The following is a 15989-nucleotide window of genomic DNA, read 5'->3' on the forward strand; positions in this document are numbered from 1 at the left end:
TCAGTCTTCTTCGTACTGCCGCTTCAATCGGTCGATAACCGCCGGATCGGCCAGCGTCGTGGTGTCACCCATCACTCGACCGGTCGCGATATCACGGAGCAGCCGACGCATGATCTTTCCCGAACGCGTTTTCGGCAGGTCCGGCGTACATACCATCTGGTCGGGTTTGGCGATCGCGCCGATCTTGCGCGTGACGAAATCGACGAGCTGGTGACACAGACGGTCGTTGCGTTCAACCCCGTCCTTGAGCGTTACGAACGCCGCCAGCGCCTCGCCTTTGATCTCGTGCGGCACGCCCACGACCGCGGCTTCCGCCACCGACGGGTGTCCAACCAGCGCCGACTCGACCTCCATCGTCGAGATACGGTGCCCGGCCGTATTGATCACGTCGTCAACCCGGCCAAGAATCCAGTAGTAGCCATCCTTATCGACCCGCGCGCCGTCGCCGGGGAAATACACGCCGGGCCATTTCGACCAGTACGTGTCCACGAACCGCTGGCGGTCGCCCCAGATGCCGCGAAGCATGCCCGGCCACGGTTTGGTGATGGCAAGGTAGCCGCCGCCGTTGCCGATCTCGTTTCCGTCGTCATCGAGTATCTTCGCCTCGATCCCCGGAAACGGCTGCGTGGCCGAGCCGGGCTTCGTGGACGTAACGCCCGGCAGCGGCGAGATCATGATATGCCCGGTCTCGGTCTGCCACCAGGTATCGACGATCGGACAGTTCTTGCGCCCGATTACGTCGTGATACCAAACCCACGCCTCGGGATTGATCGGTTCGCCGACCGTGCCCAACAGCCGCAGCGATGACAAATCGTGCTTGTCGGGCCACTCCCGACCCCAGCGCATGAACGCGCGGATAGCGGTCGGCGCGGTATAAAACACCGAGACGTTCATTTTTTCGACAAGCTGCCAGAAGCGGTCCTGGTCCGGCCAGTCCGGCGCGCCCTCATACATGACCTGCGTCACGCCGTTCGCCATCGGACCGTAGACGATATACGAGTGCCCGGTTACCCAGCCGCAGTCGGCCGTGCACCAGAAAACATCGTCCGGCTTCAGATCAAATACCAGTTTACTGGTGGCATACACGCCGGTCAGGTACCCGCCGCAGGTGTGCACGATCCCTTTCGGCTTGCCGGTCGTCCCCGACGTGTACAGGATGAACAACGGGTGCTCGCTGTCGACATACACCGGCGGGCAGTACTGATCGGCGTCCTGCATGAGACGGTGAAACCAGTGGTCGCGGCCTTCCTTCACGCGAAGCAGGAAATCTCCGCGTTTGATGATAATGACGTGCTCGATCGACGGGCAGTCGGCCAGCGCGACATCGGCGTCGTGTTTCAACGGAATAATCTGCCCGCGCCGGTAACCGCCGTCGGCCGTGATCAGCAGCTTGCACTGCGAGTCGTTGATCCGCTCCCGCAGCGACTCCGGCGAGAAACCGCCGAACACCACCGAATGAATCGCGCCGATCCGCGCGCACGCCAGCATCGAGATCACCAGCTCCGGAATCATCGGCAAATAGATCGCGACCCGGTCACCTTTGGATATCCCGAGCGACTTCAGTGCGTTGGCCAGCTTGTTGACCTGGCGATACAGGTCCCAGTAGGTGAACGTCTTGCGGTCGCCCGGCTCGCCTTCCCAGATCAACGCCGCCTTGTTTTTGTTGCCGTTGGTCAGTTGACGGTCCAGACAGGACTCGGTGACGTTCAGCTTTCCCCCGACAAACCACTTGGCGTCCGGCGCCTTCCACTCCAGCACCGTGCTCCACTTTTTCTTCCATACCAGCTCGCGGGCCATCGTGGCCCAGAATGCCGTCGGGTTTTTGGCCGCTGTACGGTACAGGTCGGTCTTGTTGACGAGGGCCTGTTTGACGAATGAGGGAGACGGTTTGTAACGGCGATTCTCTTTCAGCAGCGTGTCGATCGTCGCCGGTTTGGGGGCGGACTTGGCGCGGGACGCACGGGGCATAGCGATCTCCTGTAACTCGGGTTTAGCGAACAATATGTATATATCTTGTCCATATTGTCAAGTCCCTCGGGGAGACGCGATACGGGCTGGCGAATCATCCGAGATCGGGCCCCGGCAGCCCGCCGTCACCACCCGGTTAGGCAACGGTTAGCACATTTTAGAACGGCAACTTCATAATCCGTCCGTCCCGGACGCGGAATCGTTCTGAACTTGTTTGACGGCAGACAGATAAGGGACAGGTACGGGTTGGCCCGGTTCTTGCAGTGAAGGGGGCGAACTCAAGGCTCTTTCGCCTTGACTAAGATGGTCTTTATGATATATTACCAGCGACTTAGGAGAGCTCGTTTACCACAACGAATTACTGCATTTTTTCAAAGTCTTCGGTTAACAGATCAGACACCATGCCGCAGTTATTGCGGAAGTGGGGGCCGCACCCGCTATCAGTCTGTCCCGAAGGCCATTAGTGCGAGTTAGACATTGATCTCATCTGGAGGAAAGATGAAGAGGTTAGGGTCATATCTTGCCATCCTCACCATTGTATTTTTTGCCTCTGCCGGCATTGCCAGCGCCGATCCCGAGTGGGTTCCGAACCTGACCGTTCCGAACGACAGCTCGGTTGTTTTTTGCCTGCCCGATTCCATCTGTTTTGAAATCGCCGGCTACGACGAGGATGTCGAGGATACACTGCGCCTGACGATCATTCAGCCCGACGGCACGCGGCTGTATGAAAAGTACAACACAAACGCCTTTACGCGCCAGATCTGCTTCGAGCCGGATACCGCCGGCGTCTACATGTGGCGTTTCAGACTTCGCGACCGTTATGATCGCTGGGTGGAAGACACCGTTTCGTATACGGTGTCGTTCAACGAACCGCCGACTATTGTCTGTCCGCAACCGCAGACGTTTTATACCTGTACCGTCGATACGTTCTGCTTTACGGTTGACGCGATGGACCCGGAATTCGGCCTGCTGACGTTTAACGTCCTGTCCGGTAACGCGACGATCGATGGCAAGACGGTCTGCGTGATCGGCGGCGAGGACGCGCAGTTTGATGTCGTGGTTGAGGTGGTTGATGAGTGCGCTCACGCCGACACATGCGTCGTGCCCGTGACCATCCAGGGCAACCGCCCGCCCGTAGTCAGCCTGCCCGCCGACTTCGAAGTTGCACTCTGTACGGGCGAGGAGATATGTATCCCCAACGCCTACGCCGATGACCCTGACTTCGATCTCGAGTCCGTGTTTACCAACGTCGGGTACTACGACGATCAGTCGAACCGTGTCTGCTTTACCGCCGACACCACCGGCCTGTACACCATCACGCTGACCGCCGTGGATTCCTGCGGCGCTCAGGATGAAGACACTATCCTCGTAACCGTTACCGTTGCCCCTTCACCGGTGATCGACCTCGGGCCCGACCGCTCCATCACGTTGTGCGAGTCGGGTGAGATCTGCCTCGATGGAATCGTCATTGACGGCGACTTCTCAACGCTGTCGATCGGCTACGGTGAATATGATCCCGAAGCCGGTACGATCTGTTTCGCGCCGGACACGTCGGGCGTGTATACGATTTTCGTGTTCGGCCGCGATCAATGCGAACGCGAGGTGGCCGACACGGTATACGTCACGGTCGAGCTCAATGCCCCGCCGACTATAAGCGATTTCGACGATATCGCGATTCACCTGTGTTCTCCGCAGCAAGTCTGTCTTGAGCCGACGATATTCGATCCCGACGGCGACATCGTGTCGGTCGTCCCGAGTGTCGGACAGTATTCCGACGGAAAAGTCTGTTTCTACCCGTACAGCAAGGGCCTGTATACGGTCGTCCTGACCGTTACCGATTCCTGCGGCCACGTCACAACCGACACCGCGCTCGTCACCGTGACCACCGATCAGGACATAAACCTCGTATGCCCCGGCGACACGACCGTCTTTTTGTGCAGCCCGGACACGCTTCGGTTCCCTGTCGGCGGCATCCCTGACAACGCTACAGTGACGGTCGGCGGCACCAACGCCAACTGGGACCCCGAAACCAACGAAATCTGGTTCTACTCCGACTGCTGCCTTGAAAACGAGTTGACGGTCACGGCGACCACCGAGTGCGGCTCCTACTCGTGCAGTTTCGTCGTGTATGTCCAGACAAACTCCGCGCCGCTCGTGACGCTGCCGCAGGATACGTCGATCGTCGCCTGCGACCCGCTTGACGTTTGCCTGCCGGTCGGTATCGGCGATATCGATAACAACATCGAGTCGGTCGTCGTCTCGGGCGTCGAAGGCGCCTATTACGATGACTATCGCGGAACGATTTGCTTCAGCGCTCCGGAATCCGGCGTTTACTCCTTGACGGTGGAAGTCACCGATGCATGCGGCGAAGCGCGCTCCCGGTCCATCGACGTTACGGTCGCCCTGAACGGAGCGCCGTCCATCAGCGTCGAGAATACGCAGGTGACTGTCGTCCAGTGCGAACCCGCCGAAGTTTGCGTGCCGTTTTCGTACACCGACGACGGCTCGTTCGAAATCACCACCTCGTTCGGTGAACTCCAGCTCACCGGACCGGGGATGGGCCAGATCTGTTTTACGCCGGAATCAATTCCCGGTACGTTTCCCATTGGCCTCGTCATTACCGATGACTGCGGATCCGCGGACTCGGTCACCGTTACTGTCACTATCGACCAGGCGCCGTCCACCGAGATTACGTGCCCCGTCGTAGAGCCTGTCTATCTTTGCGATACCGCCACCCTCACTGTCCCGGTCGAGATCACCGGCTACACCGGAGATGTCACCGCCACATACGGCCAGTGGGCCGACGGCGTCCTCAGTTTCCTCGCGGATACCAGCGGCACCTATGAAATCACCATCGTTGCCAATGCCGACTGCAACACCGACACGTGTCTGCTCGTGGTGACGGTCGATATCACCGACCCCGTGGAGATCGTCTGCCCTGAGAACCGGAATTTCTTCTTCTGCGAGTCGCCGCAGACAATCGAAATCCCGCTCACGATTAACGGCGTCGCCGATGACATCACTATCCTGCCCGAAACGGCTGAGTATGTCGACGGCATGATTCGTTTGAACGTGACGGAAAGCGGCGAGTATGGATTTACGGTCATCGCCTCGAATACGTGCAATACGGATACCTGCGAGTTCACGGCGACCGTCGACTTCAATGTCGCTCCGCAGATCGTGCTGGCCGATGACACGACAATCGTCCTGTGTGAACTGCCCGCCGAGATCCAGTTTCCGTATCACGTGATCAACCCCGACGACGGCCTGATCGAAGTGCGTACCACCCTGGGGATCGTCAATGACAGCATCATCCGGTTCAACGCCAACGAAGCAGGCGTGTATGAGATGATCGTCTCGGCCATTGACGACTGCGGCCTCGTCGCCAAGGATACCGCGTATATTACGATTGAGCTGGGCGAGACGGTTGTGCTCGACTGCCCGCAGTCCCCGATCAATATCGATGTAGTCGTCCCGGAAACCATTCGCGTGCCCCTCCTTGGACTGTCGCCCGCTGATGCCGTCGTGACAGTATCCAACGGCGGAACGTACGACCCCCAGACGGGCGAGCTCGTGTTGCGCATTGAAGAGTATGGCACAACCGTGTTCGCAGTCTCCGCGACATCACCCTGCGGCGAAGCGAGCTGCGAGATTGTCGTCAATGCGGGCCAGTATATGCCGCCGATGGTCTTTTGCCCGGACGACGTCGACACCGCTCTGTGCTTCTCCGAAACGACCCAGGATGTCTGTCTGCCGATTACTATCAGCGGAATGTATACCGATATCGTGATCGATCCGATCGGGACTTACGTCGACGGCGCCATCTGCATCCCGGTCGACACGCTCGGCACGTATCTGATTTCCGTGAAAGTGCTCAACGACCGTGACACCGCCTCCTGCAGTTTCACGCTGACCAACCGCGAGGGAATCCTGCCGGCTATCGAACTGGTCGCTGAGTATACGGCCGAATTGTGCGGACCGGATACTATCTGTCTGCCCTATTCGATTACGGCCGGAGATTTCCCGATAGAGTCCGTAACCCCGACCGGCGGATACCTCAGCGACGGCAACCTGTGCGTCGTGATAGGAGAGACCGGCACCTACAACGCGAGCATTGCGGTCGTCGACTCCTGCGGTAATCGGGTCACCGCCAGTGTTACCATTACCGCCGAGGTAAACCAGCCTCCGGTCGTACAGCTTCCCGACGACTTTGAGACCCTGATCTGCGCCGGTGACAACCAGATTTGTATTGATGCGGTTGTTACCGACGGCAATCTGACCGATGTCACAACCAGCCTCGGTACGTACGACGCTCAAACCGGACAGGTGTGCTTCATGACCGAAGGTCCCGGGCAGTACACTGTATTAGTGACGGCCACCGACGCCTGTGGGGCTACGGCTTCCGACGAAGTAGTCGTTACGGTCAGCACCAATACCGCTCCGACCGTCAGTATCGACCCGTCCGATACCACCATCTTCGTGTGCAGCCCGTCGCAGATTTGTCTCGACGTCGCGGTAGACGACGCGGAAGGGAATATCGCCTCGGTCACGACTAATCGCGGTAAGTACGCCAATGGCCAGGTCTGTTTCTTCCCGTATTCAATGGGTACCTACCAGATCATCGTGACGGTAACCGATGAGTGCGGCGAACAGGCCGTGGACACGGCCACCGTGCAGGTCCAGACCGAGCAGAACGTCAACCTGAGCTGCCCCGGCGACACGAGTGTCTTCCTCTGCGAACCTGATACGATTCGCTTCCCGATCGGTGGAGTCCCGGCCGGCGCTCAGATCACCCTCCAGGGAACCAACGTCCACTGGGATGCCTCGACCAGCTCGGTATGGTTCTATTCCGACTGCTGTATCGAGAACACCATCCGCGTCACTGCCACGACGGATTGCGGCAGCTACCAGTGCGAATTCACCGTGTACGTGCAGACCAACAGCGCGCCGCTCGTGACGTTGCCGCAGGACACCACCATCGTCCAGTGCGAACCGGAGCCGATCTGTATCCCGGTCGGCATCAGCGATATCGATGACAACATCGTCTCCGTGTCGGTGAACAACCCGGCCTTCACCTACGACAGCTACAACGGCGCCATCTGCTTCACCCCCGACACGGCCGGCATGTACCTGCTGGCGGTGACGGCTGTCGATGATTGTGAAGTGTCGCGCACCGCCACCATGAGTATCTCCGTAGCGGGCAACCGTCCTCCGACCGTGGTTTTTGACGGCCAGACGACCCAGTTTAAACTGTGCGATCTCGAGCAGATCTGCCTGCCCGTCGTGGTTGACGACCTGGATCTCAACATCGTCAGCCTGACTGTATCGCCGTCCGGGTTCTACAACGGTGAGAGCGGAGAAATCTGCTTCACGCCGGCCCAGTACGGTAATGTCTGTGTCTCCGTGACGGTCACCGACGCCTGCGGCCTCAGGGCGACTGATACCCTCTGCATCGAGGTTATCCCCGGCGACTCCGTGCATTTGGCCTGCCCCGAGCAGCCGTACCCGACTGTCTCCCTCTGCAGCGCCCGCGATGCCTGCGTGCCTCTCGAGATCGTTGGAGAGAACTTCGCGGTGGAGACGTCGTTCGGAAGCTGGGTGGAGGGCATGCTGTGCTTCCCGGCCGACACGAGCGGAGTCTACACCATTACGATTTCGGCCGACGCGCAGTGCAACAGCGAGCAGTGTCTCGTGACCGTTCCCGTTGAGATCGTGGAGCCGCTCACCCTGACCTGTCCCGACAACGCGGCCGAGTTCCTGTGCGGTCCGGATACACTCTGCTATGAATTCGAGGTTTCCTCGTCCGCAACGGCGGTATGGGCTGACGGCGGGGCGTTTATCGAAGGCAACACCGTCTGCGTCCCCGTACTGGAGCCGGGCGCAAGGACAATCAGCATTACTGCCGCGAACGACTGCGATACCATCACCTGCTCGTTCACCCTGCAGTCGACCTTCAACAGCGCGCCGGTTGTCGTTGATCAGCAGGACATCACGATGGTCGAGTGCAGCCTGTTCACGGTTTGTCTGCCGTACGATGTCGAGGATGTCGACAACAACATCGCGACCGTCACCGGCCCGGCATTCGGCCAGTTGACCGACTCCGGATTCTGCTTCACGCCCTCCGCGTTCGGCAGCTACGAAATCACTATTGTCGCGACCGATGAGTGCGGCGCCGCCGATATCGGCAGCTACACGTTCACCATCACCGAAGGCGAGTATGCCGCGATCGGTTGTCCCGATGATCCTTACGTATCCATTTGCGGCGCCACCACCGTGTGCATTCCGGTCATGATCGAGCCGGCCGACGCCGAGGTCACCATTCTTCCGGCCTCCTACGACGGCTACTACGACGCGGAAGACCAGACCGTCTGTCTGAATATCAATCAGGGCGGCGCGCATCCGATCACCGTGATTGCCGCAGCCCAGTGCTATACCGATACCTGCAGGTTTACGGTCAATGTCGATCTGCAGCAGCCGCCGGTCCTGACCTGTCCGGGAACGATCGATACCCTGCTCTGCCTTGCCGATCCGACCCAGGTGTGCTTCCCGGTAGGCGTGCAGGGGACCGGGGTGCAGGTTACGGTAAAACCGATCGGCCAGTTCTCCGCCGGTCAGGTCTGCCTGCCGGTAGACACGGCCGGAACCTACAACCTGACGATCATCGGAACCGGACCCTGCGGCGTAGACACCTGTCTTACGACCGTCGTTGTCACGGCGGACCAGGAGCCGGTCATAACGCTGCCTGAATTCATGACCTTTGAACGGTGCCCTGAAGATGAGGACGCCATCTGTATCTCCGGTTTCTCGGCCGCTGACGCCGAGTCGGACGTGCAGTTGAGCCTTACCTGCGGTACCGCCGACTTCAATCCTTCGACCGGTATTCTGTGCTTCGTGCCCGACTCACTGGGCATCCACGAGTTCTGTCTCACCGCCGATGACGGCTGCCACACGGTCACCGCGACCTATCAGGTGGACATCACGCTTCGGCCCGACTGCGACGTCTGCGTGCGGTTCTCGATCGACGGCGGTCAGTGTACCCCGGTCGGCATGCGCAAGCGCGTGGCCATGAACGTCGAGACCAATGACGAAATCGGCGGTTACGACCTGCTCGTGAGCTACGATGCGTCGGTCCTGACATTCTCCGGAGCCACGATAGCCGGCACCGAAACGGAAGACTGGGAGTATTTCCGCTATTCGCTCAACAATGCGGCGTGCGGCGGCGCCTGTCCGTCGGGTCTGGTCCGGTTTGTCGCTATTGCCGATCAGAACGACGGGCCGAACCACCCGCCGTCCGGCGCTTACACGCCCCAGGGTGTGCTCTTCTTCATGGAATTCCTGGTGGCCAATGATCAGAATCTCGGCAACAACTTCATACCGATCCGATTCGTGTGGTATGATTGCGGTGACAACGCCGTATCCAGCCGCACCGGGCAGATCCTCTTTATCGACATCAGGATGTACAACTCGGAAAACATCCTGATCTGGGATGAAACCGACGACGTCGCGTATCCGGAATCATCGCGGCCGTTCGGAATGGGCGCCGAAGACGCCTGCCTCGACCTGAGCGATAAGGCGGAGCCCCTGCGGTGTATCGAGTTCTTCAACGGCGGCATCTGTATCATCGATCCGGAAGAAATCGACGATCGCGGCGATGTGAACCTGAACGCTATCGCCTATGAAATCGGCGACGTGGTGACCTTCACCAACTACTTCATCTACGGTCTGTCGGCTTTCAAGATCAGCATCCCCGGACAGACGGCGGCGACCGACGTGAATGCCGACGGCCTCACGTTGACCGTGGCCGACCTGACCTACCTGATCCGTGTGGTTGTCGGTGACGCCTTCCCGATCCCGAAGACGAATCCGTACGATGACGCGCTTGAAATCGTCACCACGCAAAACGGCGGCGTCGCGACCGTCAGTACCGACGCGGTGTCGACGATCGGCGCGCTGCATCTCGTCTATGAGATTCCCGACGGCGTGGCTGTTGATGCTCCGGCGCTGGCGGCGGCAGCAGCGGGAATGACGCTGGACTACACCGTCACCGACGATGAAGTTCGATTGCTCATTTACGACGTCGGTCACGATAGGATCGAATCGGGCCACCATACCATTCTGACTATTCCATATTCGGGCGCCGGTGAACTCGTGCTGACGACGGCCGAAGCCGCCGACTATAACGGACAGCCGTACGTCACGCAGAAAGGCTCGGCGCTGCCCGATGGATTCATGCTCAATCAGAACTACCCCAACCCGTTCAACCCGACCACGACCATCAGTTTCGATCTCCCGGCTGCGATGGCGTGGAGACTGGAAATCTACAACATCACCGGGGCGGCGGTCCGGTCCTATGAAGGATCGGGAGTCACCGGTCAGGTCCAGGTCGTCTGGGATGGCTGTACGGAACGCGGGGAACAGGTGGCCTCGGGCGTGTACCTGTACCGTCTGCAGGCGGGAGAGTTCTCCGAAACGAAGAAGATGATGCTTCTGAAGTAAAAGTCCCTCCTTTCTTTCCTCCTCCAGGAAAGGCGCCTCGATCCGGGGCGCCTTTCTTATTGACGGCTCTTACTTGTGGTAGTCGGTTCCGTGAAGGATACTGAACCCGCGATAGAGCTGTTCCAGAAGAACGAGCCGAACCAACTGATGGGAGAAAGTGAGGGGAGATAGCGAAAGAACTTCGGTCGCCCCCGAAAGAATTGACTCGTCAAGCCCGTAAGCTCCGCCGATCAAGAAGGTCACCCGCCCGCCGCCGGTTATAGAATACCGCTCGACCGTCTTCGCAAATAGAGGCGAGTCACAAATCTTACCGGTGTCTGCAAGGGCGATACAGACGCCGTCACCGAGGTGCGGCCGAAGCGCGTCGGCCTCGAGTCTTTTGACTTCGACGGGGGAGAGGGAAGCGGCCGTTTTTACGACAGGCGTCAGTATTCTGACCGAGGCCCATCGCGAGAGCAGCTTCGTGTAGTGTGCGACGCCGTCGCTGACCCACCGGTCCTTGTCTTTGCCGACGGCTACAATCGTTATCTTAACCACCGCTGATCTGAACGTACGCCGTCCGGCGGCGCGGACCGTCGAATTCGCAGAAGTAGATCCCCTGCCACGTACCGAGCCGGAGATGTCCGCCTTCTATGATGACTGTTACGGAACTCCCTATCAGAGACGCCTTGACGTGGGCGTCGGAATTGCCTTCGCTGTGCAGGTAGCCGTCCTGCCGGGGGAACTCCGTGCCCAGCTTGTGCAGGATGTCACGCGTGACGTCGGGATCGGCATTCTCGTTGATGGTGATACCCGCCGTCGTGTGAGGTACGAAACAGACGGCCAGCCCTTCGCTTACACCGCTCGACATCACGACATCATGTACCGCGCGCGTGATATCGAGCATCTCCTCCCGCCGTGAACTTGTCACTGCCAGTGTGGTCATCAGGAAAACAGGGCGTCGGCGAACCGCTGCGGGTCGAACGGCTGCAAATCGTCGATTCCCTCGCCGAGCCCGATAAAATCCACCGGGACGCCGAGTTCCTCGGCAACGGCGATCATAACACCGCCCTTCGCCGTGCCGTCCAGCTTCGTAACGATCAACCCGTCGCAACCCACAGCGTCGGTAAATACTTTGACCTGCGACAACGCGTTCTGACCGGTGGTGCCGTCGATAATGAGCTTGCTGAGCACCGGCGCGCCCGGCGCCGCCTTTTCAACTACCCGGCGGATCTTCTTCAACTCTTCCATCAGATTCGCCTTGGTATGCAGCCGCCCGGCCGTATCCACCAGAAGAATATCCACACCTCGCGCTCGTGCGGCGCTCGCCGCGTCGAACGCGACCGAGGCCGGATCGGCGCCGTGCTGCGAGCGAATCATCTCGACGCCCGACCGCTCCGCCCAGATGCCGACCTGTTCGATCGCAGCCGCCCGGAACGTGTCGCAGGCGGCTATCATGACCTTTTTGCCTTCCGTGGAAAACCGGGTGGCGACCTTGCCGATCGTGGTCGTCTTGCCGACCCCGTTAACGCCGACAATCAGCCAGATCACCGGTTTCGAACCCTCGGCGGACGCCGGCAAGCGCCCGTCACGCGCCAGAATCGCCGTGATCTCTTCCTTCAGCAGTCCGATCACGTCGTCTCCCTCCGTCAACCGACGTTCCCGGGCCTTTTCCTTGACGGCCTCGATCAGCCGCATGGTCGCCTTGACGCCGACATCGGCCTCAATGAGAATCGCTTCGAGTTCGTCCAGCAGGTCGTCGTCGATTTTTCTCCGCTTCACGACCTGCGTGATCTTGCCGACGAGCGTATCCTTGGTGCGGGAGAGCGACTGCCGAAGCTTTTCGAACGGATTGAAGGCAGCGGTCACTCGCGCGGCTCCTCGTTGGGCTGAAGCGTAACGTTCGACGTCATGCGATTTCTGATCGACTCGGGGATCTCGTCGCCGTCCGCCCCTTCCGCCGTGTCTGTTGATGACGCGTCAGCCTGATCGACCAGGTCACCGCCTTCGTTGAATCGCACCGCAACGAGCTTCGACACGCCCGGCAACTCCATCGTTATGCCGTACAGATTGTCGGCCGCTTCCATCGTGATTTTGTTGTGAGTGATCGTGACGAACTGTGTCTGCCCCGAAAATGCCCGGATCATCTTGAGGAACCGGTGGCAGTTGGCGTCGTCGAGCGGTGCATCGATCTCGTCCAGAATGCAGAAGGGCGACGGTTTCACCAGGTACAGCGAAAACAGCAGCGAGATCGCCGTCAGGGCGCGCTCGCCGCCCGACATCTGCGCGATCGACAAAAGCTTCTTGCCGCGCGGCCGCGCGACGATGTCGATCTCGGATTCCAGCGGGTCGGAAGGATCCACCAGCGTGATATCCGCTTCACCGCCCGAGAACAGTTCCACGAACAGATTCTTGAAATGTCCCCGCGCGACATCGAACGTCTTGAGGAACAGCTCCTTCGCGGTGACGTTGATCTTTGAGATCGTTGCCTGCAGATCCGACTTCGCCGCCTGCAGATCGTTTATCTGCTCGGACAGGAACTTCTCACGCTCCGCCGACGTGCGGTACTCTTCGAGCGCCAGCAGGTTGACCGCGCCGAAATTCCGCAGCCGGTCCTTCTGCTCGTGCAGGTACTCGGCGGCCTCATCCACCGTCATCGCGTCGTTTGGCCGCGTGACGTCGACCGTCAGGATATCGAGCTGATACTCCTCCAGGAGCCGGTCGCGGATCGTCTTGATCTCGTTGTTGATCGTGTTGATGCGGATCTCGAGCTCGTGCACCTGCTCCGCGAGCGACTCCCGCGCGTCGCGCACCCGCTTGATCTCGCGCTCGCGCGAAGTGACCTGTTCCATGATCTCGGCCTGCACGCCGCGCAAGCTGTTCTGCCGCTCGGCGAGTTTCTCCCGATGGTCGAACAGCTCTTTCAGCCGGACTTCGCCCTCGGCCACGCGCTGGTCGCACAGGCCGATCTCCTCGGTCGCCGTCTCGATTTCCTCGGACTTCACCGCGATCGAGTTGGTGATTTCCGAAAGCAGCTCGCCGGTGTGTTTAATCTGACTCTCGATTTGTTCTGCACGGCTGCGCGCTTCGATCACCGCAACCTGAAGGTGCGACACCCGTTCGGCCGTGGTGGCGGCGGCCGCTTCAAAATCGCCCAGACGGCTGCCGACTTCGTTCATGCTGCTGACCAGCTCGTCCTTGAGAGACTTCAGTTGCCCGAAATCGAGCCCCAGCGACGTCTGGCGACTGCGAATAGTCTCCAGCTTGCCCATCAGCGTCCGCCGCTCTCGCTCGAGCCGCTCGAACTCGCTGACCAGACTGCGGCGCTCGAAATCGAACTCGCCCACCCGCTTCTGCGTCTCCTCGATCTGCTCGGCAAGCTCTTCCTGGCGCGTGACGAGCTCCGACGACTCCGCACGCAACGACGCCATATTCGCGATTACGTGGTTTCGGTCGTCGCGCACGCCGCCGAGCCGCACCGTGAACTCATCGATCATCTGCTGCTGCTGCTGAACCTTCTCGCGACGGCGGAACAGCGGGAAGCTCTCTTCCGAGCCGCCCGTGATGAGATTGCCGTGGTACAGCATTCCGTCGGTCGTTACCGCTGAGAAGCCGAAGGGGAGATGCGGGAGGATCTCGTCGGCATTCAACCCCGGCTTGAACACCGCGGTTCGGGACAATATCGCGCCCTTGAGCGTCTCGAGCCGTGGCTCCGCCGACACCAGGCTGTCGAGCCAGCCGACGAACAAATCGTGCTTGATCTCGGGCCGTTTTACCGCCGCGTTCAGCGTTCCCGGATCGGGCACGAGTATGCCGATCTTGCCTTTGTTTTCGCTTCTCACGTATGCGATAATCGAGGCCGCCGTCGACCGGTCGACACAGATCAGGCACCGGGCCAGATCGCCGAGCGACCGCTCCAGCGCCGTTTCCAGCCCCTCCTGCGGAACGAACGAATCGGCAACCGTCCCCACAATTCCGTTCCAGCGTTCGCGCTGCTCCATGACCGTCACCAGGCCCGCGCCGTGTCCCTCGAAATGCAGGATCATGTCCTCGAGCAGCTTGCGCCGCGCCTCGCAGGCTTCGATCGACGCCGTCAGCGTCGCGGTTTCTTCCGCCAGTTCGTCGCTGCGCGTCCCCAGCGTTTCCATCTCCTGCTTCAGCGCGGTCTGGCGTCTGACTATAGCGCTTCGTTCCGCCGTCAGCCGGTCGAGCTCCTGCTGGTGACGCTCCAGTTCGCCGAGAAGCATCGTTTGCTGCGGAGAGTTGGACGTAATCTGTCCCTCGATCTTCTCAATCTGGGTCGACAACTCCGTCTGCTGCTCCTGGAGATTACTCACCTCGGTCCGGCCCGATGAAAGCCTGCCCTCGAGTTCTATCAGGCGCTGGTTCTCCTGCTCACGGGCACGACGCACCGCCAGCAACTGCCGGTCGGCCTCGTCCTGCGCGGACTCCGCGTCGTGAAGCTGTGCTGTCAGGCTCTCCAGCTTCGACCGCACTTCCGCAAGTTCGCCCGTGAAACGAGTCGACTGCTCGCCCAGAACTTTCGAGCGCTCTTCCAGCGCGGCGATATCACTCCGGTTCTTGTCGATCAGATGGGTCGCATTCGAACGTCGCTCCCGGTCAACCGAGATCTGCCGCTCGATAGCGTGCACGTCCTCGGTCACCTTGTACACGGCCTCGCCGACCTCGCTCAGGTTGCGCTCGATATCGAGCTGCTCCTTGCGCGCCGCCTCCAGCTCCGCGCCGTACTGGGTAAGCCCGGTATCGCTCTCCTGGCGTCGCGTGGTCAATTCATCCAGCCGCGCTTTGTGCTCGCGGCGATCCTGGTCGAGTTCCCCGATCCGCTCCTTGCCCAGGAACAGCTCCCACTCCTTGATCTCGTCGCGGATGCGCTGGTATCGCTCGGCCTTCTTGTGCTGACGATACAACGAATTGACCTGCGTCCGCACCTCGGCGTGAATGTCCTTGAGCCGCAGAAAATCCTGCTCGGTCGCCTCGAGCTTCCGGAGCGCCGCCTTCTTCCGCTGCTTGTACTTCGTGATGCCGGCGGCTTCCTCGAACAGGAAACGCCGCTCCTCGGCCTTGCTGGACAATATCGCCTCGACCATGTCCTGCTGGATCACGGAATAGGAGTGCGCTCCCATCCCCGTGTCCACGAACAGGTCGATGATATCCTTGAGACGGCACGGAACCTTGTTGAGAAGATACTCCGAATCCCCGGAACGGAAGAGCCGCCGGGTCACCTGCACCTCGCTGTATTCGGTCGGAAGCACGCCGCGGTTGTTCACCACGGTGAGTGTGACCTCGGCCATGCCGAGCGGCTTGAGATCGCGGCTGCCGTTGAAGATCACTTCTTCCATTTTGCCGCCGCGCAGCAGAGAAACTTTCTGCTCGCCCAGCACCCAGCGCAGGGAGTCGAGTACGTTGGTTTTGCCGCACCCGTTGGGGCCGACAATGGCGGTCACGCCGCTGGAAAACGCAATCGTCGTCTTCTGGGCAAATGATTTGAATCCCAGTATATCGAGCCGCTTGAGATACACGTTGCC

6 protein-coding genes are annotated in these 15989 nt (G+C 60.1%); 1 reads left to right on the forward strand and 5 read right to left on the reverse strand.

Annotation, left to right across the window (positions count from 1 at the left end; all coding sequences use genetic code 11):
* Window positions 1-1968: an acetate--CoA ligase gene (gene acs / locus RBT76_05325; protein ID MDX9857189.1), complete on the reverse strand. Its 1968-nt coding sequence runs from the start codon at window positions 1966-1968 to the stop codon at window positions 1-3.
* 498 nt (window positions 1969-2466) lie between these two features.
* On the opposite strand from acs, the gene RBT76_05330 reads away from it, so the two are divergent.
* Window positions 2467-10464 carry a T9SS type A sorting domain-containing protein gene (locus tag RBT76_05330; protein ID MDX9857190.1) on the forward strand — a complete coding sequence of 2666 codons (7998 nt, stop codon included), beginning with the start codon at window positions 2467-2469 and terminating at the stop codon, window positions 10462-10464.
* 69 nt (window positions 10465-10533) lie between these two features.
* Here RBT76_05330 and RBT76_05335 read toward each other — a convergent pair whose 3' ends face one another.
* Genes RBT76_05335 through smc form a run of 4 tightly spaced genes read right to left on the reverse strand, consistent with a single transcriptional unit; the run spans window position 10534 to window position 15983 of the window.
* Window positions 10534-11001 (reverse strand): 23S rRNA (pseudouridine(1915)-N(3))-methyltransferase RlmH, encoded by a 468-nt coding sequence (locus RBT76_05335; protein MDX9857191.1) that lies wholly within the window; start codon window positions 10999-11001, stop codon window positions 10534-10536.
* Window positions 10994-11389, reverse strand: a complete 396-nt coding sequence (locus tag RBT76_05340; protein MDX9857192.1) for a secondary thiamine-phosphate synthase enzyme YjbQ — start codon at window positions 11387-11389, stop codon at window positions 10994-10996. The genes RBT76_05335 and RBT76_05340 overlap by 8 nt, the downstream gene beginning before the upstream one ends.
* A complete protein-coding gene (ftsY, locus tag RBT76_05345) occupies window positions 11389-12312 on the reverse strand; it encodes a signal recognition particle-docking protein FtsY (GenBank protein ID MDX9857193.1) in 924 nt (307 codons plus the stop codon). Before ftsY ends, RBT76_05340 begins: the two co-directional genes overlap by 1 nt.
* Window positions 12309-15983: a chromosome segregation protein SMC gene (gene smc / locus RBT76_05350; GenBank protein ID MDX9857194.1), complete on the reverse strand. Its 3675-nt coding sequence runs from the start codon at window positions 15981-15983 to the stop codon at window positions 12309-12311. The genes ftsY and smc overlap by 4 nt, the downstream gene beginning before the upstream one ends.
* Window positions 15984-15989: the final 6 nt, after the last annotated feature.

The sequence above is a fragment of the Candidatus Zixiibacteriota bacterium genome, assembly GCA_034003725.1.
Lineage (GTDB): Bacteria > Zixibacteria > MSB-5A5 > GN15 > FEB-12 > WJMS01.